The 23,340-nt window shown below is 64.3% G+C and carries 21 protein-coding genes, 1 tRNA gene and 1 pseudogene; 12 read left to right on the top strand and 11 right to left on the bottom strand.

The window, feature by feature from the left end; translation table 11 throughout:
* A pseudogene (locus B4E36_RS02055) lies at positions 1-1,074 on the top strand (aconitate hydratase); the annotation flags it as partial.
* A gap of 290 nt (positions 1,075-1,364) precedes the next feature.
* On the opposite strand, the gene B4E36_RS02050 reads toward B4E36_RS02055, so the two are convergent.
* The gene (locus tag B4E36_RS02050; protein ID WP_292051749.1) at positions 1,365-2,072 is read right to left on the bottom strand and encodes a DNA helicase; all 708 of its coding nucleotides are present in this window, start codon (positions 2,070-2,072) and stop codon (positions 1,365-1,367) included.
* A gap of 270 nt (positions 2,073-2,342) precedes the next feature.
* Here B4E36_RS02050 and B4E36_RS02045 point away from each other — a divergent pair, with 270 nt between their 5' ends.
* The 5 genes from B4E36_RS02045 to B4E36_RS02025 all read left to right on the top strand — a co-directional run bounded on the left by B4E36_RS02045 (position 2,343) and on the right by B4E36_RS02025 (position 9,826).
* Entirely contained in the window at positions 2,343-2,936 is a 594-nt protein-coding gene (locus tag B4E36_RS02045) for an exopolysaccharide biosynthesis protein (RefSeq protein WP_292051751.1), read from the top strand.
* Between the two features lie 130 nt (positions 2,937-3,066).
* Positions 3,067-3,804: a DUF1223 domain-containing protein gene (locus B4E36_RS02040; protein WP_292051752.1), complete on the top strand. Its 738-nt coding sequence runs from the start codon at positions 3,067-3,069 to the stop codon at positions 3,802-3,804.
* Positions 3,805-3,998: 194 nt separating this feature from the next.
* Positions 3,999-8,003, top strand: a complete 4,005-nt coding sequence (locus tag B4E36_RS02035) for a peptidoglycan-binding protein (protein ID WP_292051755.1) — start codon at positions 3,999-4,001, stop codon at positions 8,001-8,003.
* Between the two features lie 117 nt (positions 8,004-8,120).
* A complete protein-coding gene (locus B4E36_RS02030) occupies positions 8,121-9,047 on the top strand; it encodes a sulfite exporter TauE/SafE family protein (protein WP_292051757.1) in 927 nt (308 codons plus the stop codon).
* Positions 9,044-9,826 carry a TIGR02186 family protein gene (locus tag B4E36_RS02025; protein ID WP_292051758.1) on the top strand — a complete coding sequence of 261 codons (783 nt, stop codon included), beginning with the start codon at positions 9,044-9,046 and terminating at the stop codon, positions 9,824-9,826. Before B4E36_RS02030 ends, B4E36_RS02025 begins: the two co-directional genes overlap by 4 nt.
* Position 9,827: 1 nt before the next feature.
* Here B4E36_RS02025 and B4E36_RS02020 read toward each other — a convergent pair whose 3' ends face one another.
* From B4E36_RS02020 to B4E36_RS01995, 6 genes are all read right to left on the bottom strand, one after another.
* The gene (locus tag B4E36_RS02020) at positions 9,828-10,715 is read right to left on the bottom strand and encodes a phosphotransferase (RefSeq protein ID WP_292051760.1); all 888 of its coding nucleotides are present in this window, start codon (positions 10,713-10,715) and stop codon (positions 9,828-9,830) included.
* Positions 10,715-11,425 carry a ligase-associated DNA damage response endonuclease PdeM gene (gene pdeM / locus B4E36_RS02015; RefSeq protein ID WP_292051762.1) on the bottom strand — a complete coding sequence of 237 codons (711 nt, stop codon included), beginning with the start codon at positions 11,423-11,425 and terminating at the stop codon, positions 10,715-10,717. Before pdeM ends, B4E36_RS02020 begins: the two co-directional genes overlap by 1 nt.
* Positions 11,422-13,950 carry a ligase-associated DNA damage response DEXH box helicase gene (locus tag B4E36_RS02010; RefSeq protein ID WP_292051763.1) on the bottom strand — a complete coding sequence of 843 codons (2,529 nt, stop codon included), beginning with the start codon at positions 13,948-13,950 and terminating at the stop codon, positions 11,422-11,424. Before B4E36_RS02010 ends, pdeM begins: the two co-directional genes overlap by 4 nt.
* A 52-nt stretch (positions 13,951-14,002) precedes the next feature.
* A complete protein-coding gene (locus B4E36_RS02005) occupies positions 14,003-14,638 on the bottom strand; it encodes a YitT family protein (RefSeq protein ID WP_292051765.1) in 636 nt (211 codons plus the stop codon).
* Between the two features lie 101 nt (positions 14,639-14,739).
* Positions 14,740-15,045 carry a hypothetical protein gene (locus B4E36_RS02000; protein WP_018064402.1) on the bottom strand — a complete coding sequence of 102 codons (306 nt, stop codon included), beginning with the start codon at positions 15,043-15,045 and terminating at the stop codon, positions 14,740-14,742.
* An 89-nt stretch (positions 15,046-15,134) separates the two neighbouring features.
* The gene (locus B4E36_RS01995; protein ID WP_292051768.1) at positions 15,135-16,082 is read right to left on the bottom strand and encodes a methyltransferase; all 948 of its coding nucleotides are present in this window, start codon (positions 16,080-16,082) and stop codon (positions 15,135-15,137) included.
* Positions 16,083-16,213: 131 nt separating this feature from the next.
* Here B4E36_RS01995 and B4E36_RS01990 point away from each other — a divergent pair, with 131 nt between their 5' ends.
* Positions 16,214-16,480: a DUF6460 domain-containing protein gene (locus tag B4E36_RS01990; protein ID WP_230720393.1), complete on the top strand. Its 267-nt coding sequence runs from the start codon at positions 16,214-16,216 to the stop codon at positions 16,478-16,480.
* A complete protein-coding gene (locus B4E36_RS01985; RefSeq protein WP_292051772.1) occupies positions 16,477-16,968 on the top strand; it encodes a CAP domain-containing protein in 492 nt (163 codons plus the stop codon). The genes B4E36_RS01990 and B4E36_RS01985 overlap by 4 nt, the downstream gene beginning before the upstream one ends.
* On the opposite strand, the gene B4E36_RS01980 is transcribed toward B4E36_RS01985, so the two are convergent.
* Positions 16,958-18,049: a quinone-dependent dihydroorotate dehydrogenase gene (locus tag B4E36_RS01980; RefSeq protein ID WP_292051774.1), complete on the bottom strand. Its 1,092-nt coding sequence runs from the start codon at positions 18,047-18,049 to the stop codon at positions 16,958-16,960. The two genes, B4E36_RS01985 and B4E36_RS01980, sit on opposite strands and share 11 nt — an antisense overlap.
* On the bottom strand, positions 18,046-18,396 hold the full coding sequence (locus B4E36_RS01975) for a DUF952 domain-containing protein (RefSeq protein ID WP_292051776.1): 351 nt from the start codon (positions 18,394-18,396) through the stop codon (positions 18,046-18,048). Before B4E36_RS01975 ends, B4E36_RS01980 begins: the two co-directional genes overlap by 4 nt.
* 255 nt (positions 18,397-18,651) lie before the next feature.
* Between B4E36_RS01975 and B4E36_RS01970 the strand changes: the two genes are divergently transcribed.
* The 4 genes from B4E36_RS01970 to B4E36_RS01955 all read left to right on the top strand — a co-directional run bounded on the left by B4E36_RS01970 (position 18,652) and on the right by B4E36_RS01955 (position 22,595).
* Entirely contained in the window at positions 18,652-19,299 is a 648-nt protein-coding gene (locus tag B4E36_RS01970; RefSeq protein ID WP_018064396.1) for a response regulator, read from the top strand.
* Between the two features lie 95 nt (positions 19,300-19,394).
* Positions 19,395-20,069, top strand: coding sequence for a S24 family peptidase (locus B4E36_RS01965; RefSeq protein WP_292051778.1), 675 nt, complete (start codon positions 19,395-19,397; stop codon positions 20,067-20,069).
* A 24-nt stretch (positions 20,070-20,093) separates the two neighbouring features.
* A complete protein-coding gene (locus tag B4E36_RS01960) occupies positions 20,094-20,510 on the top strand; it encodes a tellurite resistance TerB family protein (RefSeq protein ID WP_018064394.1) in 417 nt (138 codons plus the stop codon).
* A gap of 207 nt (positions 20,511-20,717) precedes the next feature.
* Positions 20,718-22,595 (top strand): glycosyltransferase family 2 protein, encoded by a 1,878-nt coding sequence (locus B4E36_RS01955; RefSeq protein WP_292051781.1) that lies wholly within the window; start codon positions 20,718-20,720, stop codon positions 22,593-22,595.
* Between the two features lie 8 nt (positions 22,596-22,603).
* Here the strand turns inward: B4E36_RS01955 and B4E36_RS01950 are convergent.
* Both B4E36_RS01950 and B4E36_RS01945 read right to left on the bottom strand, forming a co-directional pair.
* Positions 22,604-22,677 (bottom strand) — tRNA-Gly (locus tag B4E36_RS01950).
* 72 nt (positions 22,678-22,749) lie between these two features.
* Positions 22,750-23,340, bottom strand: a 591-nt coding sequence (locus B4E36_RS01945) for an FAD-dependent oxidoreductase (RefSeq protein WP_345899914.1), incomplete at its 5' end; no start/stop codon positions are given.

Genomic DNA, 23,340 nt, shown 5'->3' with positions numbered 1-23,340 from the left:
GGCCGCATCTCGCCGGACGTTCAGGCCAACTACCTGGCCTCCCCGCCGCTGGTCGTCGCCCATGCGCTGGCCGGCACGGTGAGGAAGGACCTGACCACCGAGCCGCTCGGCGAGGACAAGGACGGCAACCCGGTCTACCTCAAGGACATCTGGCCGTCGTCAAAGGAAGTGCAGGAGACGATCGAGAAATACGTCACCCGCGAACTCTACGAGACCAAATATGCCGACGTCTTCAAGGGCGACGAGAACTGGCAGGCGGTTCAGATCCCCGACGGCCAGACCTATGCCTGGGACGACAACTCGACCTATGTCCAGAACCCGCCTTACTTCGTCGGCATGGGCAAGACGCCAACGGCTGTTTCCGACATCAAGGATGCCCGCATCCTCGGTCTCTTCGGCGACAAGATCACCACCGACCACATCTCTCCGGCCGGTTCGATCAAGGCGCAGTCGCCTGCCGGCGAATATCTGATGGGCCACGATGTGGCGGTTGCCGACTTCAACCAGTACGGCACGCGTCGCGGCAATCATGAAGTGATGATGCGCGGCACCTTCGCCAATATCCGCATCCGCAACCACATGCTCGGCCCGAACGGCAAGGAGGGTGGCTACACCATCCACTATCCGTCCAAGGAAGAGATGTCGATCTTCGATGCGGCGATGGAATACAAGAAGGAAGGCGTTCCGCTCGTCATCTTCGCCGGAGGCGAATATGGCAACGGCTCCTCTCGTGACTGGGCGGCCAAGGGCACCAACCTGCTCGGCGTGCGCGCCGTGATTGCCGAGAGCTACGAGCGTATCCACCGCTCCAACCTCGTCGGCATGGGCGTCATCCCGTTCACCTTCGAGGATGGCGCGACGTGGGAAAGCCTCGGCCTGAAGGGCGACGAGACCGTCTCGATCGAAGGCCTCGCCGACATCAAGCCGCGCGAGAAGAAGATCGCCAAGGTCACCTTTGCCGATGGCACGGTCAAGGAGGTCCCGATCCTCTGCCGGATCGACACGCTCGACGAACTCACCTACGTCAACAATGGCGGCATCCTGCAAACGGTGCTGCGCGACCTGGCGGCGTAAGGCTGAGGCCATTAATGGAAGTGAAGACCGGGCGGCGCGAGCTGCCCGGTCTTCATGCTGACAAAGCACCAAGCTTTGACCATCGTGTGTCATCGGCCCTTCGTTCTTGCGTCATGCTCGGACTTGATCCGAGCATCCAGGCGGCTTAAGCCTCTGAATTAGCAAAGATTTATAGTGGGCCCCTGCCGGGCGGCCTGGATCCTCGGGTCAAGCCCGAGGATGACCCGGAATGTGGGAGACGTTTGACAGAAGACTGAGGCGGGCGATGCGAACCGCCCGGTTTTTTATCGTCAGGCTCTCTCGACGTAGCGGACCGCCCCGGCATTGATAAAACAGGCCTTGTCGAACAGGCCGAGATCGAGCGCATTCGGCAACCGCAGGTCGGAAAGGGTCGGAAAGGCCCGGTTCGTCGCCTCGAAACGACGGTCGACCTGGGCGACGAACACGAAAATATGGCCGTGGCGGCGGGCATGGGCGCGCAATACCCGGATCTGCTGGTCAAGCGGCGGGTTTTCGCGCCGCTGGTCCAGAAGTTGCAGATAATCGATCACCGCGAACGTGCCGGCCGGCGAAGCGGCAAGGCGTGTTGTCACATAGTCCGCCGAAATCCTGTCATTGTCGTCGAACATGAACCGGCCCTCATCCGGCGTCCGGTTCAGGGCTCGGAAATGACGCAGCATGCCGACTGCCGTCTCCTCCAGCGAGAAGAAAAAGGCGCGGTGGCCGGCGCGCGCGGCATTCAGCGCGAGTTCGAGCGCCAGCAGCGTCTTGCCCTGACCGGGACGCGCCGCCGACAGCAGCAGATCGCCCGGCGCGAGCTTCTCATAGATGCCGTTGGCGGAACGGGCCGAGGGAACGGAGGCGGCAAGCGCGCTCCAGCTTTCAAAGCCTTCCTGGATCGCCAGGCGGTCCAGCGCACGATTGAGCGGAATGTCTTCCGCGCGGGCCAGTTTCCTGGCGCTATGTTTCAGCCGGTAAACGGGTCGGGAGAGTTTCATGGATCAAACCTTCCATCCCGGACGACGGTGCAATCCCTCCTTATGCGATGGTCCGGACAGACGGTTTCATCGTGAAGCTCGGCACGTCAGGTGCTTTCCCGAATGGAGGGGGGCGGCGCGAGCGGCGCGCGATACGCATGATAGCTGCAAATCCGATTCGGCAAAAGCGTGGATCAAACGGACCATTTCCCTCCAGAGCGGCGGAACGTTGTCCGGCCACCGGCGTTCACCCGATAACACCTGAAAAGCGCACCACCCGCGGAGCACCACGTGAGCGACAGCACCGAGCAAGACCCTCAATCGCTGAGCGGCATCACGAAAGAGGCGCTGGACCATGCCGATGGCGCGCGGGTTTCGGTGGACGACATGCTGTCAACCTTCGGTTCGGCCTCCTTCGTGCCGCTGCTTATCCTGCCGTCGCTACTGGTGATGTCGCCGCTCGGCGGCGTTCCGGGGCTTTCCTCGCTGTTCGGCATCATGATCGTGCTGATCGCGGTCCAGGGGCTGGTCGGCCGGAACAGCATCTGGCTGCCCGGCCTCATCCGCCATCGCTCGATCGAACGCGACAAGGCAGCCAAGGCGATGAAAAAGATCTTGCCCGTCACGCGCTTCATCGACCGCCATTCGCACAGGCGGCTCTCCTTCCTGTTCCGCAGCCCGCTTGATCGCATTCTGCCGCTTGCCTGCGTGCTCGCCGGCGCGCTGATGCTGGTTTTAGAACTGGTGCCGTTCGCCTCCGCCTTTCTGGGCCTCGCGGTCACGCTGATCGCCTATTCGATGCTCAGCCGCGACGGACTGTTCGCGGTGCTCGCGGCCATTCCGATTGCTGGGGCCCTGTGGGTCGGCAAGACCGTGATCCTGTAACCTCACACGCGTTTTTCACCCCATCGTGACTTTCCGTTGATTCTGTATGGCGCTAGATTGGCCGCCATGTTTGATACGCGTTGGCCGACATGCCGACGTAGCGATTGTAAAACCGGTGAAGGCTCCTGCCGTGCTGAAGCAGACGATCATATCGGCCGCCGTTCTCGCGGCGTTCGCCGCCGCCACGGCGCATGCCGGCAAAATAGAAAAGCCGCTCGGCGTGGTGGAACTGTTCACCTCCCAGGGCTGCTCCTCCTGCCCGCCCGCCGACAAGGCCGCGGCAACGCTTGCCGATGACGGCGATGTGATCGTGCTCAGCTACCATGTCGACTACTGGAACTATCTCGGCTGGACCGACACGATGAGCAGCCCGGAAAACACCAAGCGGCAGTATGATTACAGCGCCGCGATGGGCCGCTCCGGCGTCTACACGCCGCAGGCCGTGGTCAACGGGCGGGCCGAGATGGTCGGCACCAGCCTGGACAAGCTGCGGGCGACGCTTACCGATCTCAAATCCGATGACAAGGGCCTGACCGTGCCGGTCAGCCTGCGCAAATCCGGCGATGAGGTGATCATCGATATCGGCAGCGGCAAGGGCAAGGCCGATGTGCTGGTGGTCTATTTCAAGAGCCGCGAGCAGGTCGCGATCAAGGACGGAGAGAATGAAGGCCGGACCATCGACTACCGCAATATCGTCACCGATGTGCAGACGGTGGGCATGTGGCACGGCGAGGCCACCAAGGTCACGCTGCCGGCCCGCGTGCTGGAGCCGCGCGAAAGCGACGGCTGCGCGATCCTGCTGCAGGCCACCGACACAGACGGCAATCCCGGTGCGATCTTCGGCGCGACGATGGTGACCGCGGACTGAGCCGCCATAACCGCGCCCGAAAAACCGGAAAAGCCGCCGCTCCAGCACTTTCCGACCCGCGGAAAGCGCAAAATTAACAACTTCTTTACCATGTTGCGCGAATCCTTGTGCCAGGACTTTTGATGCGGTTCTGCGCGCCGGGGGATTGCGCGCAGCCGCCAACATTTTGGGGCAGCGGTATGGCGCAGGCGCGGATGGCACAGGAGAGGGCAGAGGCAAGACCCGGTCTCGACGCGCTCAGCCAGACGATCGAAGGCCTCGAGGCGCGGCTTTCCGAAATGATGGAAGCCCGCGCATCCGGCATGGCTCCGCGCGGGCCTGCCAGATCGCCCGACTACCGCGATCGCGCTCCGCGCGAGCGCCGCCTGCCGGCCGAGCCCGCCAATGCCCGTCTCGACGCCGAACTGCGCGACATTTCCCGCACGCTGAAGGATCTCCGCCAGTCCGTGCGCGACGATTTCACCGCGAGCCTCAGGGACGAGCTCGCCGGCCTGCACACCATGCTCTCCCAGATCGAGCGCCAGACCGATACCCGCGACATAGACGACGACACCCGCAGCGAGCTGCTGCGGATTTCCGAGGGCGTCGACTGGCTCTTGAGCAATGCCGCCGCCGATGACGACAGCCGGCTGATGGCCGAGTTCGATCATCTGCAATCGCTGCTGCGCGGCCTTGCCGATGCCAAGAGCGTTGCCCGCCTGGAAAGCCGTTTCGACAATCTCGAACGCCAGATCGCGCCCTTCGATTCGGCCCGGCTCGATCTCGAACTGACGGCGCTGGCGCGCGGCCTCGACGACGTGCGGCGTTTTCTTGAGTCCGATGATAGCGGCCACAGTCTTCAGGAGATCGAAGCCCGGATGGCGGGGCTTGCCGAAGCCATGGAGGTGCTTTCTGCGCGCATTCCCGCTTCCGGCGACCGGCTCGACGGCCAGATGCACGCAATCGAGCGCCGCATCGACGATATCGACCGCAATTTGGAACGGATCGGCCGCCGCCAGAGCGAGGTCCCGCGCGACCCGGCGGTGGAGCGGCTCGAAGCCCGCCTCGGCGACCTTTCGAACGCCGTTGCCGCCGTCGACTGGCAGATGCGCGACCAGAGCACCAAGCAGGCGACGCTTCTGGAAAACCTCGACGCGGTTGCCCGCCGCATCGAAAGCCATAACAGCGCCGATGCCCATACCAGGCTCGAAGCCCGCATCGAGGCGCTTGCAGGCGCGGTCGAGCGGATCGGCAGCGAGCGCAATACGCTCGGCAAGGCCGTCGCCACGCTTTCCGACAAGGTCGGCGATATCGACCTGACAAGCCTTGAGCGCAGGATCTCGGCGAAGCTGGACAGTGTCGGCGCGGGTGGACTGAGCGAGGCCGATCGTCGCGAAATCAGGGACCAGATCGGCCACCTGGAAGACCTGATAGAGAGCCGTGATCCCCGCGCGATCGAGGATGCGGTCAACCGGCTCAACGACAATATCGCCGAGCTCGACCTCAAGGGCGCCGAGCGCCGCCTTGCGCAGAAGATCGAAACCGCCGGCTCGGATAGTTTCAGCGCCCATGACCGGCGCGAGCTGAAGAGCCAGCTTGCGAACCTCGCGACGCTGATCGAGAACAGGCGCGGCATCGAGCCGGCAGCGCTCGAAGACGCCGTCTCCCGCATCACCGGCAAGATCGGCCAGATCGACTTTTCCGCCGCCGAACGCCGGCTCGCGGCCCAGATTTCCGCCATGCCGGTCGCAGGTGCCGACCCCGAACTGCGCCAGAAGATCGAGGCCAATCTTGTCGCCGAAAGCCGGGTGGCCGAGCGTCTGGACGCACTCGACATCGCCGGCATCGAGGAGCGGCTGTCGCGCAAGATCGCTGCCGTGGAGCAGAACGGCGCGGAAAGCCGCCTCTCGGCGCAGTTGACGGCGCTTGCCAACCGACTGGAGGAGAGCCGCCGCGACAAGAGCGGCCCCGAACTGCAGAAGCTCGAGCGCCAGATCGCCGAACTCACCACGCTGATGAACCGGCCGGAACCGAAATTGCCGATCGGCGAGCTCGAGGAGCGGATCGGCGCGCGCATCGAGGCGCTGTCGGCCAGCAATGACGATCTGGTCATCGAGGCCGCCCAGCATGCCGCGGAAGAAGCGCTGAAGAATTTCGAAGCCGGACGCAAGGGCGAGAGCGACGAGCATATCGAAATCATCAAGGGTCTCGCCGCCGATCTGAAGGCGCTGCGGGTCCCGGCCAATGCCGACCAGGACAAGGCCAGCGCGGGCCTTCACGACACATTGAAGACGATCGCGAGCCGTCTCGATGCCATGCCCGGCGTCAAGACCCCGGAGGTCCCGGACCCCGCCGGGACGCCGGAAGCGCGCGAGAAGCCGCTGCCGCGTCCGCAGGTTCAGCCGTCCGCCCCCCTTGGCCCGCCGTCGTTTGAAACCCGTTTCAACGCTGGTTCTTCCGGCGCGAAACCGGAGGAAGACGGTAGCCAGGACGTTCTGGATATCCTGTCGCGGGTGCGCGCGGGACAGAAGAATGACGCGATGCCGAGCCACGGTCCGGTTCTGCCGGTGCATGAACGCCCGGCGGCGGAGAGCCGGAAAGGCGCGCGCTCCAAGCCCGCCGGCGTCATCAGCGAAGGCCTCGGCCCGCGCACGCCACGCGCCGACCTGATCGCCGCGGCACGCCGCGCGGTCCACACGGCGGTCGAGGAAACCGGCGAACCGGAACAGACCGAGACGGCCGAGCCGCCCAGGGACAGGTTTTCCCGCCGCCCGGTCTATCTCGCCGGCGGCGCGATCCTGCTTGCGATCCTGGCCTATCCGCTGCTGACCGGCATGGGCCGCGACCGCGACGCCATTCTCCAGGCGGCGCAGTCGCTCGACGCCGCAACGATCAGGCGTGAAGCGCCTGCGTCCGCGCCGGTCAAGGTCAGCAACGTCGCGCCCGAGCGCGCGCCGGCCACGATCGACCTGACCATGACGCCCGTGGTCAAGAACAATTTCGCGCCAGAAGAGGTTGCGAGCGCGCCAGTGCGCGCCTTCAGCATGATCGAAACCGACAATGTGGTGACCGGCAGCATCGAGCCCGATGCGACCACGGACGCCGCCCCGTCGCCCGTGGCTGAAAAGCTCAAGAAGGCGGCTGCCGCGCTTGAAGACAAGGCGGAAGAAGCGGTGGAGACCGCCGCGGTGACCACACGGGATGTACTTGACGTGCTGAACGCGCCGGCAAAAGCGTCTCCCGACGCGGTTGAAGCGAAAATGCCCGTGGCCAGCGCGCCGCCGGCAGAGACCCCGCCCCGGCAGACCGAAGCCGCCGCAATGGCCTCCGAAACCGGTTTCCGGCCGATCACGGCCGATCTGCCGGCCGGCCTTGAAACCAAGCTTCTCGCCGATGCCGCCAAGGCCGGCGATCCGGCGGCGCTTTACGAGATCGGCCTGCGCTATCTCGATGGACTGGGCTTCAAGCAGGATCTCTCAAAGGCCGCCTTCTGGTTCGAACAGGCGGCCGAGCGCGGCTCCGCTCCCGCCGCCTTCCAGCTCGGCAGCCTCTACGAGAAGGGCACCGGGGTTGACGAGGACGCGGGCAAGGCCGTGTCGCTTTATCGCGAAGCCGCCGAAAAGGGCAATGTCAGCGCCATGCACAACCTCGCCGTCATGCTCGCCAATGGCGCGGACGGCGGCAAGCCCGATTTCACCGAGGCGGCCGAATGGTTCCAGAAGGCCGCCGATCACGGCGTCGCCGACAGCCAGTTCAACCTCGCTATCCTGCATGCCCGCGGCGCCGGCGCCGATGCCGATCTCGTGCAGTCCTACAAATGGTTCGCCGTCGCCGCCAGGGAAGGCGATGCCGAGGCCGCGAAGCGCCGCGACGAGGTGGCCGAAGCGCTCGGCGATGCCGATCTCAACCGTGGCCGCGAACTCGCCGAAAACTGGAAGGCCGAGCCGCTCGATGACGCCGCCAACCGCCTGACAAGCCCGAAAGAGTGGACCCCGGCTGACCTCGTCGCCGCCAGCGCACCCGTCGACAAGGAAACCGTGGTGCGCGATATCCAGACCATCCTCAACAAGAACGGCTACGATGCCGGAGCCGCAGACGGCGTGCTCGGCACCAAGACCGATGCCGCGATCAAGGCGTTTCAGAAGGCAAACGGCTTTGCGGCGGACGGCGCGATCACGCCCGAACTGGTAAAGGCATTGCTGGCCCGCAACAGCGCCTGAAAAGAATTGCAATATCACGGCTTTGCGAATTGACTTGCAGGGCTTTGAGTCGCAGAAAGAAAGCATTCTTAAGAAGGCTGGATTCAACATCCGGCCCAAATGCTATTGGGGACACGCGTGTCGATCTACCTGCCGATTGCCGAACTTTCGGTCAATATTTTCGTGATACTCGGCATGGGCGCGGCAGTGGGTTTCTTATCGGGCATGTTCGGCGTCGGCGGCGGGTTTCTGATCACGCCGCTTTTGATATTCTACCACATCCCGCCGGTGGTGGCGGTCGCGACCGGCGCAAGCCAGGTTGTCGCTTCCTCGGTCTCCGGCGCGCTCACCCATTTCCGGCGCGGCACGCTGGATATGAAGCTCGGCACGGTGTTGCTGACGGGCGGTATTGTCGGCGCGACCGTCGGCATATGGCTGTTCTCGATGTTGCGCGATCTCGGCCAGCTCGACCTGGTGATCTCGCTGCTCTACGTCGTGCTGTTGTCGTCGATCGGCGCGCTGATGCTGGTGGAGAGCATCCGCGCGATCAGGCGCAGCTCCAAGCAGCAATCCGTTTCGCTGCGAAAACCGGGCCAGCATAACTGGGTTCATCGCCTACCGATCAAGATGCGCTTCAAGAAATCGAAGCTCTATCTCAGTGTCATTCCGGTGTTCACGCTCGGCGGCATGATCGGCGTGCTCACCTCCTCGCTCGGCGTCGGCGGCGGCTTCATCATGGTGCCGGCGATGATCTATCTCCTGCGCATCCCGACCAATATCGTGGTCGGCACGTCGCTGTTCCAGATCATCTTCGTTTCCGCCTACACCACCGTGATACAGGCTACGACCAACTATTCGGTCGATATCGTGCTTGCCACGCTCCTGATGCTGTCGAGCGTTGTCGGCGCGCAATATGGCGTGCGCGTCGGCCAGAAGCTCAAGGGCGAGCAGTTGCGCGCGCTGCTGGCGATCCTGATCCTCGCCGTCGGCATCCGCCTCGCCTTCGGTCTGGTCGTCACGCCGAGCGATCTGTTCTCGGTCGTCTTCGAGGGGTCGCCGCAATGATCAAAAAAACCGCCCTCCTTCTCCTCGCCGCCCTTGTTGTCCCCGCCGCAGCCCTTGCCCAGGTGCCGCAGCAGGAGACGCTCGAGATCGGCACCTCGACCAACCAGATCGCGATCACCTCGGATTTCTCCGGCGCCGATCTGACCGTGTTCGGCGCGATCAACGATGCCGACCCGATGCTGCTTTCCAAGGGCGCCTACGACATCGTGGTGATCCTCGAAGGCCCGAAAGCCGAGGCCGATGTGCGCCGCAAGGAGCGCGTCTTCGGCATCTGGGTCAACCGCGAGACGGTCACCTTCGAGCATGTGCCGCGCTCTTATTCGATCTCGAGCACGCGGCCGCTGGATGAGGTGACCACGCCGCAGGCGCTCAATTCGGCCGGCATCGGCGTGTCGCATCTGCGGATTTCGCCCGTCGGCTATTTCGGCGATGCCAGCGACGTCGCCACCTTCCGCGAGGCGATGCTGCGGCTGAACGCCACGGAAGCGCTTTACGACAGCGAGCCGGACGGGGTGTCCTTCGTGTCCAACAGCCTGTTCAGGGCGAGCCTCAGGCTTTCGGTGAACATTCCCCAGGGCACCCACACGGTGCGCGCCTATCTGTTCAAGAACGGTCGCCAGATCGCCACCGAGACCCTGCCGCTGAAGGTCGTGAAGACCGGGCTGGAAGCCCGGCTCACGGTGGCCGCCCACGAATATCCGCTGTTCTACGGCCTCGGCGCGGTGGCCATCGCGCTGTTTTCGGGCTGGTTCGCCAGCGTTATTTTCCGCAAGAGCTGATCTAGATCTCTTCTTCAACAAGGCGGGCGAGCGTGCTGCGGCCGAGCGCCGCCATGCCGGGATTGCTCGCCTCGTAATACCAGACGAGCCCGATTGCCTGCGCAAACGCCCAGGCGGCGCCTCTTTGCCATTCGAGCGCGTCCGAGCCGAGGCTCTGCCTGATGCGCACCCGGCACGGTGCATCGAAGAGATGCCAGCACGCCACCAGGTCGAGCGCAGGATCGGCCGGCCCGAAGGCGCCGCCATCCAGCACGCCCGCAAGCCGGCCGCCCTTCACCAGCAGGTTGCCCGGGATCAGGTCACGATGGCTCATCACGTCGGGGCCGCCCGGCGGCAGCAGCCGCAATCTTTCCCACAGAGCCGAAAGCCGCGCGACATCGAGCAGGCCGCGGCTGTTTTCAAGGCAGGTCGAAATCCAGTCGTCGTGATCCGTCAGGCGGCCGCCCCGCCCGCGCCCGTCAAACTGCCGCCCTTTCGTATCCGCCTGCCTGAGCGATGCGATCAACCGCGCGATATCGTCGGCACATCCATCGGATCGGGCGAGCCCGGTGGGCGTCGCGACCGCGCCCGGCAGAAAAGAATGCAGCGTCCAGTACATCGGATAGGCGTCGCCAGGCCGGCCAAGGCCGAGCGGCTCCGGGCAGGGCACCGGACAACGGGCGGCCAGTTCGGCAAGCGCGCGCGCTTCGGCTTCAAGCCGGATGCGACACGCATCGGCTTCCTCCCTCCGCCTTGGAAAACGCGCCGCGATGTCTGGCCCGACGCGAAAGATCGCATGGTCCGTCCCGCCCGCAAGCGGGCTCACCGGCAGATCGCGATACCGGGGAAACTGGGCGGAGATCAGCGCGCGCGCCGCCGGGAGGCTGACCGGCACTTCATCGGCGTGCATCAGCAGCCAAGCGCTGCAAAGGGCAGCGAATAGACCCTGTCCGGGCCCAGCATGTGCACGTTGAGCAGCTTTCGATTGAACAGCCCGGAAAAGGCGCGATGGCGCAGGTCCAGCCCGCCGCGCGTGGTGGCGAAGGCCGGCAGCATCAGCCGCAGCTCATCGGCGGCGAAACAGGGGCGGCGGACGGATTTGCCCGGGCGGTGCAGCACGGCGGAGGGGTGGAGATGGCCGCAGATTTCCGCGCCGGCCCTGCGGGTCGGCTCATGGCAGAAAGTCAGTCCCTCGAAAGTCCAGACATCGAAGACCCGCCCCGGAAGCCCGCCGACGCCATCCGGGTCGTGATTGCCGTTGATCCACACCCAGTCGCAGTCTTGGGCCAGGGAAGCGAGCTTTTCACGGGTGTCCGCCGGCATTTCGCGCGCCCCGACACGATCGTGGAAATTGTCGCCGAGCGAGACCACGCGCGCGGGACGATAGCGAGTAATCACGGCCGCAAGCGCCGCAAGCGTGCGTCCGGTATCATAAGGCGGCAGGAAGAAGCCGCGCCGCGCATGGGCGGCACCACGTTCCAGATGGAGATCGGAGACGACGAGAAGGCCGAGTTCAGGGAAGAAGGCTGCTCCGGACGCATCGAACTGAACGGCATGGCCCGAAAACCGGCGTGCGCGGCCGGCCTGCCCTTCCCGTTCGATCGACGCCCGTACGTTCATTCGCCTGCCTCTTCATGCATCATTTCCGCCGCCTCGAGTGCCGCCGCCAGTTCGTCGGCGGCTTCCTGAAGCACGGCATCGCCGGCGCCGCCATTGACGCTTTCGCGACCGATTTCGAGCAACACCGGCACGGCCAGCGGCGAGACCCGCTCCAGCCGGTAGTGCACCAGATGGCCCTTGATTCGTTCCAGCATTGTGCCAAGCCGGGCGATGTCCAGCAAGCCGGCCGCCGCGTCCGCACGGGTCGCCTGCAACAGGATATGGTCGGGCTCGTGGCTTCTGAGCACGTCATAGATCAGATCGGCGGAGACCGTCATCTGCCGGCCGGTCTTCTCCTTGCCGGGAAAGCGCCGCTCGATCAGGCCGGCAATGGTGGCGCAGGTGCGGAAGGTGCGCTTCAGCATATAGCTTTCGTCGAGCCAGGCCTCGAGATCGTCGCCGAGCATGTCCTCGTCGAACAATTCCTTCAGGTCGAGCGTGCCATCGGCCAGCATCGCGCCGACATCCTTCAGCCCCCAGATCGCCAGCGAATAATCGGTGGAAACGAAGCCGGTGGGGGACGCCCCCATGCGCTCCAGCCGTCGGGTCAAGAGCATGCCAAGCGTCTGGTGCGCCAGCCGCCCCTCGAAGGGATAGGCCACCATGTAGAACCGGTTTTCGAGCGGAAAGGTCTCCACCAGCAATTCGCCGCGCTTCGGCAGGTGGGAGTGGAGCTGTTGCAGCGACAGCCATTCGCGCACAGGTGCCGGCAGCGCCTTGCGGCGTTCCGGATCGGCGAGCATCGCCCGTACGCCGTCTGCAAGGTAGGTGGACAGCGGAAACTTGCCGCCGGCATAGGCCGGTATCTTGGGGTCGGTATCGAAAGCGACCGAGGCCAGGCATTCATTCTCGCGAATGCCCTCGAAACGCAGCACCTTGCCGGAAAACAGGAAGGTGTCGCCGGGCCGCAGCATCTCGATGAAATATTCCTCGACCTCGCCCAGCGTCGGCCCGCCCCGCAGCGGCCCTCTGCGCTTTCCCGCCCTGACAAGCCTGATCTTCAGCATCGGCATCTCGACGATGGTGCCGAGGTTGAGGCGGTACTGACGGGCGACATCGGGATGGGAGATCCGCCAAAGCCCGTCCGCCATCTGGCGGATCTTGGCGTAGCGCTCATAGCTTCTGAGCGCATAGCCGCCGGTCGCGACGAAATCGACGACGCGGGCGAAGGTCTCGCGATCAAGCCCGGTATAGGGCAGCGCGGTGCGCACCTCGTCGAACAGCGCGTCGATCTCGAAGGGCTCGGCGCAGGCCATGCCGAGCACGTGCTGGGCCAGCACATCGAGCGCGCCCTCGCCGATCGGCGGGCTATCTTGCGCGCCGACATAATTGGCGTCGAGGGCGGCCTGGCATTCCATCACCTCGAACCGGTTGGCGGGCACCAGAATGGCGCGGCTCGGCTCGTCCATGCGGTGGTTGGCGCGGCCGATGCGCTGGGCAAGCCGGCTTGCGCCCTTCGGCGCGCCGATATGCATGACGAGATCGATATCGCCCCAGTCGATGCCGAGATCGAGGGTCGAGGTGGCGACGACCGCGCGCAGTTTGCCCGCCGCCATCGCCGCCTCCACCTTACGGCGCTGGCCGACATCGAGCGAGCCGTGATGCAGCGCGATCGGCAGGTTGTCGTCATTGATGCCCCATAATTCCTGAAACACGATCTCGGCCTGCGAGCGGGTGTTGACGAAGATCAGCGTCATCCGCCGCTGTTTCAGCTCCTCGTAGATATCAGGGGCGGCATAGCGCGCCGAATGGCCGGACCAGGGGATGCGCGCGGACGCCTTCAGAATGGTGATTTCCGGCCGCGCGCCGCCCGTGACCGTGATCAGCCCGGCATGGGGCGGATCGACCTCGCCGGTCTGCGCCACCAGCCAGCGCTGCAATTCCATCGGATCGGAGACGGTGGCGGAAAGCCCGATGGCGGTCAGGTCCGGCCGCAGCCGCCTGAGCCGCGCAAGCCCGAGCGAGAGCAGATGGCCGCGCTTGGAGGTGACCAGCGAATGCAACTCGTCGAAGATCACATAGCTGAGATCCTCGAAGAAACGGTCGGCATCCTTGCCGGCGAGCAGCAGCGCGAGCTGTTCCGGCGTCGTCAGCAGGATATCCGGCGGCTTCAACCGCTGGCGCTGGCGCTTGGCCTGGGGCGTATCGCCGGTGCGGGTTTCCATGGTGATGGCAAGACCGGTCTCGACGACCGGGCGCTCCAGATTGCGCGCGATATCGACCGCCAGCGCCTTCAGCGGCGAGATGTAGAGCGTGTGCACCCCGCGTGGCCTGAGACCGGGCTTTTGCGGTCCGCGCCGGTCAAGATCGGAAAGGGAGGGCAGGAAGCCGGCAAGCGTCTTGCCCGCGCCGGTCGGCGCGATCAGCAGCATGTCCTCGCCAGCGCCCGCGCGCGCCAGCAGTTCAAGCTGGTGCGGGCGCGGCTGCCAGCCATTCTCGGCGAACCAGCGGCGGAAGCGCTCCGGCAATGTTTCCGTTTCGTTCATGAGCGCAAAATGGCAATTAATAGCCGGGAACGCCAGCGGTTATTTCGCCGCATCACATCGCGATATAGCGATCCCGCCGGTGATTGATGGCGAGCACCAGATTGATGACCACCGCGCCGGCGACGGAACAGGCGATGATGAAGGGCGTTGCCACGAAGAACGACAACAGCAGCACGCAGCCGTCGAGCATCAGTTGCACATAGCCCGCCTTCCAGCCGAACCGGTCCTGCAGATAGAGCGCCAGAATGCCGAAACCGCCAAGGCTTGCCGAGTGGCGAAACAGGATCAGCAGCGCCGCCCCCACCAGAACGCCGCCAAACAGCGCGCCAATGAGCGGATCGGTCTCGCCGATCGATATGAAATCCGGCACCACCGCCGTCAGAACCGAGGTGAGCGCCACCGCCACAAAGGTCTTGAGGGTAAATCTCAGCCCCAGCCGCTTCCATGCGAAATAGTAGAACGGCAGATTGACGATGAAGAAGGCGAGGCCGAAATCAAGCGCGGTCGCATAGGTCAGCAGAAAGGCGAGACCGGCCGTGCCGCCGGTCAGCAGCCCGCCGGCCTTCAGCACCATCACGCCCAGGCAGGCAAGCATCGACCCCGCGATGATGCCCTGCGCATCCTCAAGCGCCGAATGGCTTTCGGAGGTCGAACTGACGATCCCGGCGAGAAATCGGTTTTCGGACAAGGCATCAAGCTCCAGACATGAAAAATCGGGACCGGACCGGCCCCGATAAGTCCATCGCTCAAATCGACGCGCGCGTCAAACCGGAGCGTCCGGTTGCGCGATTACACCACGTCATCCTGGTTGACGCGGCCGCCCTCGCCTTCCCAGTTCAGGATGCGGCGGGTTTCGCTGCCGGTGAATTTGAGGCGTATGCCGACGCCGCCCTCCTTCTCCTCGGGCAGGAAAATCACGCCGAGCGCTTCGAGCGTCATCTTCAGTTTCTCGACCGAATTGTCGCCCAGATCGGCTGTGCCGTTCTCGAACGCCTCGATCCGATCCTCCGCGATCCCGCTTTCGGCCGAAAGCGTCGGGCGGTCGATCCGGGCGAGAATGCGCGCGGCGTGGCAAAGTTCAGGCGTGAAGGTCATGGTCAGCCTCCTTTCGGTCTGTTGGACACGTTTGGAGGGTAAACGCGCATAACCGTGCGGGGGTTCCGTCCGCCGACATATCGGCAGCGTCAGGAGGACCGTTTGACCGCCAGAAACAGGATACCGGGAACCGGTTCGCCCGCATCCTTGCGCAGGGCCGCCCGTTCATGGCGCTCCAGCGCGAAACCGGCCTCAGACAACAGGCCCTCGACATAGGCGAAGGCGTGGGCGTAACGCAGCGACGGCAGGAGGGTATAGGCCTCGGCCTCCCCGCCATCCTCGACCGAAAACAGGAACAGGCCGCCGGGCGCGATCAGGGCCACGACATTCGCCATCAGGCTTTCAAGCGCGCCGAGATACATCAGCACATCGGCGGCCACGACAAGATCGGCGCGGTGATGCGCAAGCGCCGGCGAAAACAGCCCGCTTTCCCCCGGCGCAAGCAGAAGATCGGCCTGGGTGAGGTGCTGATACACCGCCTTCTCCTCCGCCTTGGCCAGCATGTTGGCCGAGAGGTCGAAGCCTTCGAGGCGGTCGACCCGCGCGCAAAAGGCAGCGCCCGAAAGGCCGGTTCCGCAGCCAAGATCGGCGCAGAGCCTGAAGCGGCGCGCTTCGCCCTCGCTCTTTTCCAGCAGCGCCGCAAGCCTTTCCGGCGCGTTGTAATCGAGCCGCTCGGTCAGCGCCGCGTCGAAATGATCGGCATAGGAATCGAACAGCGCCTCGACATAGCGACCCGGCGGATGGGCGGGCGGCTCGGACGCGCCGAGAACGGCAAGCTTCAGGCTGGCGGCAAACAGGTCGTCGTCGTCCTCGCCCTCGAGCTTTTCGAGCGTTGCGATCGCCGCCGTGACATCGCCGGCATGCTCGCGATAGGCGGCGAGCAGCGCGAGGCCCGCCGGCCAGTCCGGCACAAGCGCCATCGCTTGCTCCATCACCTCGGCGGCAGCGGCATGATCGCCGGCCTCGTCCAGCATGCGGGCATAATCGGCGCGGCGATCTGCAATCAGATCGCCCGAGGAAAGGGAAAGAAGGCTCATGTCTCGAAAACCGGTAGGGAACTGAGCGCCAATGTCGCTTTTCCATTCGAAAAGCAAGCGGAATCGCATCGCTGCTTTTTTCTTGAATGCGCCGCAAAGCGTCTTTATCTAGCCGGATAAAGGAGAGCGGCATGAGCAACGGTATAAACAGGTTTCTCGGCGGCACCGTGGTCGGCACCATCGTCCGCCTGCTGGTGGTCTCGCTGATCGTCGGCTTCATCCTGTCGGCGCTCGGCATCCATCCGCTCGACATCTATTACGGCATCATCGATTTCCTGCGAAACATCTGGAATCGCGGCTTTGCGGCCCTTGGCGAGGTCGGCCATTATTTCGTGCTGGGCGCGATCATCGTCGTGCCTGTCTTCCTGATCATCCGCATCCTGAGCTATCGCCGTTGACACAGATCGCCACCACCCGCCGCGTCCTCCTGCTGGGCGCGCTTGCCGCCGGCGTTGCCGCCTGCAGCCCGTTTTTCGGCAGCGACCTTCCGCGCGGCGATGTCGACAGCGAGGCGATGACGTCCACCTTCCTGCCCTGGGTCAATGAGCTGCGCGAAAGCCGGGGGCTTTCGAAGCTCTCCTATTCGCGCGCCTGCGAGCAGGCGGCGATCGATCAGGCAAGCCGCATGGCGCTGGCCGACAAGATGAACCACATCACCGGCGGCGAAAGCGTGCTGGCCCGGTTCAAGCGCATGGGGCTGCCGCTGCCGGCCGCCGAAAACATCGCCATGCAGCAGCGCACGCCCGAACGCGCCTTCCAGGCCTGGGTCAATTCACCGGGGCATTTGAAGAACATGTTGGGAAATTATTCCCATATCGGCGTCGCCCGCGCCGTCAGCCCGAATTCCGGCAACCAGCCCTTCTGGGCAATGTGCCTCAGCCAGTAAACGGTTTTGCAGCCCATTCCGCAACGCCGCTGTCGCGCAACTGGCGCAGCGAGCTTGCTCCGGCCTCGCGCATGGCGGCGATGATGGCCGTCAGGCTGTCCTCGATCAGCTGCGGCCCCTCATAGGTCATGCCGGAATAGATCTGCACCAGATCGGCGCCGGCGCGGATCTTCTCCACCGCCCGCGCACCCGAATTGACCCCGCCGACGCCGATGAGCGCAAGATCGGGGCCGAGGCGCTGGCGCATGCGGGCGAGAAGCGCGGTCGATCGCTCGAACAGCGGTGCGCCGGAAAGCCCTCCGGCCTCGCCTGCGAGCTTTTCTTCCCTGAGGCCCGCGCGCGACAGCGTGGTGTTTGAAACGATGACGCCGTCAAGCGCGCTGTCCAACACTTCGGCCACGATATCATCGACGCCTTCCTCCGTCAGGTCCGGCGCGATCTTCAAGAACACCGGCACCTTGCGGGCCGCCTTTTCCCGCGCCTCGGCGACCCTGCCGAGAAGCCGCGCGAGCTCCGCGCGCGCCTGCAGATCGCGCAGGCCCGGCGTGTTGGGCGAGGAGATATTGACGGTGAGGTAGTCGGCGAGCCCGGAAAACCGCGTAATGCCGGCAACATAGTCGGCGATCCGATCCTCCGACGTCTTGTTGGCCCCGATATTGACGCCGATGACGCCCGGGCCCGTCGACCCGTTGCGGCGCTCGAGGCGGGCGGCAAGCGCGTCGTGGCCATCATTGTTAAAGCCCATGCGGTTGATGACCGCCTCATCCTTCACCAGCCGGAACAGCCGCGGCTTCGGGTTGCCGGGCTGCGGGCGCGGCGTCACCGTCCCTGCCTCGGCATGGCCGAAGCCGAGCTTCAGCAGTCCGTCCAGCGCCTCGCCGTTCTTGTCGAGCCCGGCGGCAACGCCCAGCGGGTTCTTAAAAGAGAGGCCGGCCACCGTGGTCGCCAGGCTCGTGTCGCCCGCGTGGCGGGCGCCGGGCAGCAGGCCGGTGCGGATCGCCTTCAGCGTCAGGCCGTGGGCAAGCTCGGGATCGAGCGCGAAGGCGGCGCGACGGCCGCCGCAACGGTAGAGGTCGATCATGAAAGCAGTCCCGCAAAATCGTGCCGGCCGTTTCCGTCGATCGGCAGCGGCTTTTCCCAAAGAACGGCATCGAAAGACAGATCGCCGTAGAGATGGGGAAACAGCGCGCCGCCGCGCGATGGCTCGTATTTCAGAGCGTCGCCCAGCGCCGCGGGGTCGACCGCGACCAGCAGCAGATCCGTCTGGTCCGCGAAATGCCGGGCGGCGGTCTCTTCCACCTGGTCGGCGGTCGAGAAATGGATGAAGCCATCCGCGAGATCGACCGCCGCGCCCTTGAGGACGCCGGCCGACCGCGCCGCCTGCCATTCGCCCTCGGTGACGATCTTGTAAATCGGTTGCTGGTTCATATCCGTCCCGTCGCTTTGCTGTCCGGCTCCGGGTTTGGCAAAGAGTGACGCAAATGTCCATCGCCACGCGGTTTCAGCGACCGAAAGCAAGGGGAAATCGCGTATTTCCGGGCATTATGCGCTTTTTTGGGTTGCTAATGCGGCGTGGCGGCGAGCATAAATAGCAGGACCACCATTGTTGTGCCGTCAAACAGTTGCAGCAGCGCGAGGTCGAATGTTAAGGGTTGTGAAACTGCCTTTGGGAGGAGGCCAGGAATGACCGGACAAACCATTCTGATCGCGGACGACCACCCGCTGTTCCGCAGCGCGCTGAAACAGGCGATCGGCGGCATGTCGACGCCCTACGCCGTGGTCGAGGCGGGCGATTTCGAAAGCGCCCAGCAGGCCGCGCGCGACAATCCGGAAGCCGAACTGCTTCTGCTCGACCTCGCCATGCCAGGGGTAAGCGGCCTATCCGGCCTGATCACGCTGCGCTCCGAATTTTCCAGTCTTCCGATCGTGGTGATCTCCGGCAGCGACGATGACGACACCATTCGCCGCTCGCTCGCGCTCGGCGCCTCCGGCTTCATCTCGAAATCGGTCGGGATCGACGAATTGCGCAACGGCATCCGCAAGGTGCTTGCAGGCGAGGTCTACACGCCTGAAAACTACGGCGGCGGCGAGGAAAGCGATCCCGACATCGCCGACATGCTGCAGCGATTGCAGACGCTGACGCCGCAGCAGTCGCGCGTGCTCAGAATGCTGTGCGAGGGTCTGTTGAACAAGCAGATCGCCTATGAGCTCGGCGTCTCGGAGGCAACCGTGAAGGCGCATGTCTCAGCGATCCTGCTGAAGCTCAATGTCGACAGCCGGACCCAGGCCGTCATCCAGCTCGGCAAGGTCAACATGGCGATGGTTGCGTGATGACATGTAAAAGACAGGATTTTATTCCTGTCCGCCTTTACGCTGCGATATCCGTTAAGCTATAGGTTAAGTGGATATCAACCGACCCGACGGCGATGTTTGAAAAACTCACCCACAGCGAGATCTGGAGCGCGATCGACCGGCTTGCCGCGCGCAACAAGCTCACCCCGTCGGGCCTCGCGCGCAAGGCCGGTCTCGATCCGACCACCTTCAACAAGTCGAAGCGGCGCGCGCCGGACGGCCGCGAGCGCTGGCCGTCGATGGAATCCTTCGCCAAGATACTGGCGGCCACCAACACGTCGATGACGGAGTTCGTCAGCGACAGCCCGGCGATTGCCGGCGGCGTTCCGGGACCGATCGGCAGTTATCCGCCGCAGCCTTCGACAATACCGCTTCTCGGCCTGGCGCGCGCCGGCGCCGGCGGCTTCTTCGATGATGGCGGTTATCCGGTCGGCCAGGGGTGGGACGAGGTCGACTTTCCCGTTCCCTCCCGCAGCGCCCAGGGGATCTACGCGCTTGAGGTGCAGGGCGACAGCATGATGCCGCTCTACCGCGACGGCGATGTGCTGATCGTCGAGGCCAATGCCGAAACCCGCAAGGGCGACCGCGTGGTGGTGCGCACCCGCGAGGGCGAGGTTCTGGCCAAGGTTCTGGTGCGCCGCACCACCCGCCAGATCGAACTGATGTCGATCAACCCCGCCCATGCCAATATCGTCTTCGACCTTTCAGACATAGAGTGGATTGCCCGCATTCTCTGGGCCAGCCAGTAATTTTCCAAACCCGAGAGATCGTTCATGTCCCGACCCGAGCTTACCCATTTTGACGCGCTGATCTATGTGATGGTGATGGCATCCGCCGTCGACAGCGCGATGAGCGACACGGAGATGGCGCGGATCGGACATATCACCCGCTCGCTGCCGGTGTTCGAGGGGTTCGACGAAAACGACCTTACCCGGATCGCCCATGACTGCGCCGGGATCGTGTCCGGGCCGGAGGGCATGGATATCGCGCTGGAAATCATCCGTGACACACTGCCCAAGCGGCTTTACGACACGGCCTATGCGCTGGCCGTCGAGATCATGTCCGTCGATCAGGTCATCCGCGCCGAGGAAATCCGCCTGCTGCAGCTTCTCCGCGACAGGCTGCACCTCGACAAGCTGACCTGCGCCGCGATCGAACGCGGCGCGATCGCCCGGTACCGCACCGTTTGAGGCGATTTTCGGCGGCGTGAAAATATCAGCTTTAGTTTATTAGATAAAACTAAAGTATTTCTTGAATATATCCTCGTAAAACGCCGTACACATGGCTGCACGGCGCAGACCAAAATCTAGAAACAACATTTCTATCTTGCCTTTCCCTTCACCCTGAGTCTTTACTTGTAAAAAAACAAAAGAGGGCGCGCGGTAAAGAGGGGTATCATGTCCGTGTTCAGGCAGGCCGCCATCCGTACGCCGGATCGCGCCTCTGCTGCCCTGCGTTCGCTCCCGAAAGCGATCCGGAAGGAGCGCCAGATGTTGCACCGCCTCGGCTTTGACGAAAGCGTCATCGAGGAGGGGATCAAGGCCGCGCTCGCCAACAACACCACGATCGAAAAGGAGCTTCTGTTCAGCGGCGCGATCGCCTCGGTCGACTATTACAGTAGGCTCGCCCGGTATCTCGTGCTGCCGTTCGAGAGCCACATCGATCCGGATTGCGTCACGGACCGCACCGGGATCGACCGTCTCCTGGCCGACCCCCGCGGCCTCCGTCTCGACAGCGGAGAGACCGAGCGCCGCTTCGCCGTGGTGCCCACCGCCGGCGATCTTGCCGACCTCCATCTCCGCCTGTCGTCCCGGCCTGAAGTCAGGCGCTGCGTCATCATCACGACGCCGGAAGCCGTGCGCGCTGCGGTATGGAAAACCGGCGAGGGCCGGCGGCTCACCAACGCCGTCAACGAGCTCATGGTCTGGGAGCCACGCTTTTCCGCACGGATCGTCTTCTGGGGCAAACAGGGTTTCCTGCTCGGGGGAAGCGCGGCGACGCTTTTGGCCGGTCTGTTGTTCTTTCCCACCGAGACCCTGCTGCTCGCCCATATCATATTCACGACGCTCTATCTGTTCGCTCTGCTCGTCCGTATTGCCGCGGCGCGGGCAAGGCCCCGCCCGCGCGCTCTGAAACCTGAAGCCGAGCCGCCGGACCTGCCGGTTTATACCGTGCTGATCCCGCTCTATCGCGAAGCCGGAATGATCACGCAATTGTCGGAGAGTATGCAACGCATCAACTGGCCGACCTCCAAGCTCGATATCAAGCTGGTTTGCGAGGCGGATGACGCGGAAACCATCAACGCCATTACGCGGGCGCGGCTGCCGGCGCAATTCGAGCTGGTGGTCGTGCCCGCCGGCGGTCCGCGGACCAAACCGAATGCGCTCAACTACGCGCTTTGCGGCGCCAGGGGCCGGTTTGTGGTGATCTATGATGCCGAAGACCGGCCACACCCCGACCAGTTGCGCGAAGCCTGGAACACGTTCCGGCAATCGCCGAAGGAGCTTGCCTGCCTTCAGGCGCCGCTGACAATCTCCAATGTCGGAAAGAACTGGATCACAGGGCTTTACGCCTGCGAGTATTCAGGTTTGTTTCGCGGCATACTGCCGTTTCTCGCCCTTCACCGGTTTCCGATACCGCTCGGCGGCACCTCCAATCATTTCCGCATCGGAGCGCTGCGCGCCTGCCGCGGCTGGGATCCCTACAATGTCGCCGAGGACGCCGATCTCGGGCTGCGGATGCACCGGCTCGGCTATTATTGCGGGGCGATCACCGCGGAAACGCTGGAGGACGCGCCGACGGCGATCCGGCCTTGGATCGCTCAGCGATCGCGCTGGCTCAAGGGATGGCTCCAGACGGCGCTGGTGGCACTCAGGGAACCTGGGCGGCTGCGCGACGAGTTGGGTCTGCTTGGCTTTGCGGTTTTCCTGGCCAATACCGGCGGAATGATCCTGTCATCGCTGCTGCACCCGTTATTGTTCGTATCGGTGCTGACGACCGGCTGGCTGCTGCTCCACCCGAGTTCCGACCCCGGACCGCTGCAGCAGATCCTGACCGGCATAGACCTGATCAACATCATCGCCAGCTACTGGATATTCCTGCGGCTGGGCGTCTCGAAAATGCGCAAGGAGGAAATGCTTGGCATGCGCACAAGCGCCTTTTGGCTGCCGCTCTACTGGCTGATGTTGTCATTTTCGGCGTGGAAGGCGTTCGTGGAACTCTACCACGCGCCGTATCTTTGGCGCAAAACCGAGCACAAGCCATCGGAAAAGTGAGGAGACGCTGGAGCGGGTAGCGGGAATCGAACCCGCGCGTTCAGCTTGGGAAGCTGACAGGCTACCATTACATCATACCCGCCCGTCCCGACCATGCCGGAGGCCGTTCCATACCACTGCCCGCGCACCGGCGGCAAGCTGAAAAAGCGAGGGGTCAGCGAACCGGCTGCAGCCCGCCGGCAAGGGTGGGCAAAAGCTCCGAGACCGTCGGATGGATGGGCACCGCCCATTGCAGGTCTTTGGCCGTGGCGCCCATATTGATCAGGTTCAGCACGGCGTGGATCGCCTCGTCCCCGCCGGGGCCGAGAATCGCGCCGCCGAGAAGCTTGCCGGTGTCGGCATCGGCGATGAGTTTCATCAGTCCCGCAGTCTCGCCTTTTTCCTTGGCGCGGGAGACGTTGGTCATCGGACGGCTGCTGACGGCAACACTATGGCCGGCCTTTTTCGCCTCCGTCTCGCTCATGCCGGCACGGCCGAGCGGGGGATCCGTGTATAGCGCGTAGCCGGGGATGCGATCATCGATCGAGCGGCTTTCGCCATCGAAAAGATTGGCGGCGACGATCTCGTAGTCATTATAGGCCGTGTGGGTGAAGGCCCCGCGTCCGTTGCAATCGCCGAGCGCGAAAATGCCGGGCTGGCTGGTCTCAAGGCCGGACCCGACCGTCACGAAGCCCCGGTCATCGGTGGCGACGCCGGCCTTGTCGAGGCCGAGATCGTCGGTATTGGGCTTGCGGCCGAGCGCCAC

Origin of the sequence: Martelella sp. UBA3392, assembly GCF_002358775.1 — a bacterium.
Lineage (GTDB): Bacteria > Pseudomonadota > Alphaproteobacteria > Rhizobiales > Rhizobiaceae > Martelella > Martelella mediterranea.
Note: the sequence above shows the minus strand (reverse complement) of the source record. Positions and strands in the feature narration are given on the sequence as shown.

Coding starts and splice junctions, on each gene's coding strand:
- B4E36_RS02050 (WP_292051749.1), bottom strand. CDS start 2,072: ATGAAACTCTCCCGACCCGTTTACCGGCTGAAACATAGCGCCAGGAAA.
- B4E36_RS02035 (WP_292051755.1), top strand. CDS start 3,999: ATGGCACAGGAGAGGGCAGAGGCAAGACCCGGTCTCGACGCGCTCAGC.
- B4E36_RS02025 (WP_292051758.1), top strand. CDS start 9,044: ATGATCAAAAAAACCGCCCTCCTTCTCCTCGCCGCCCTTGTTGTCCCC.
- B4E36_RS02020 (WP_292051760.1), bottom strand. CDS start 10,715: ATGCACGCCGATGAAGTGCCGGTCAGCCTCCCGGCGGCGCGCGCGCTG.
- pdeM (WP_292051762.1), bottom strand. CDS start 11,425: ATGAACGTACGGGCGTCGATCGAACGGGAAGGGCAGGCCGGCCGCGCA.
- B4E36_RS02010 (WP_292051763.1), bottom strand. CDS start 13,950: ATGAACGAAACGGAAACATTGCCGGAGCGCTTCCGCCGCTGGTTCGCC.
- B4E36_RS02000 (WP_018064402.1), bottom strand. CDS start 15,045: ATGACCTTCACGCCTGAACTTTGCCACGCCGCGCGCATTCTCGCCCGG.
- B4E36_RS01995 (WP_292051768.1), bottom strand. CDS start 16,082: ATGAGCCTTCTTTCCCTTTCCTCGGGCGATCTGATTGCAGATCGCCGC.
- B4E36_RS01990 (WP_230720393.1), top strand. CDS start 16,214: ATGAGCAACGGTATAAACAGGTTTCTCGGCGGCACCGTGGTCGGCACC.
- B4E36_RS01980 (WP_292051774.1), bottom strand. CDS start 18,049: ATGATCGACCTCTACCGTTGCGGCGGCCGTCGCGCCGCCTTCGCGCTC.
- B4E36_RS01975 (WP_292051776.1), bottom strand. CDS start 18,396: ATGAACCAGCAACCGATTTACAAGATCGTCACCGAGGGCGAATGGCAG.
- B4E36_RS01970 (WP_018064396.1), top strand. CDS start 18,652: ATGACCGGACAAACCATTCTGATCGCGGACGACCACCCGCTGTTCCGC.
- B4E36_RS01965 (WP_292051778.1), top strand. CDS start 19,395: ATGTTTGAAAAACTCACCCACAGCGAGATCTGGAGCGCGATCGACCGG.
- B4E36_RS01960 (WP_018064394.1), top strand. CDS start 20,094: ATGTCCCGACCCGAGCTTACCCATTTTGACGCGCTGATCTATGTGATG.
- B4E36_RS01955 (WP_292051781.1), top strand. CDS start 20,718: ATGTCCGTGTTCAGGCAGGCCGCCATCCGTACGCCGGATCGCGCCTCT.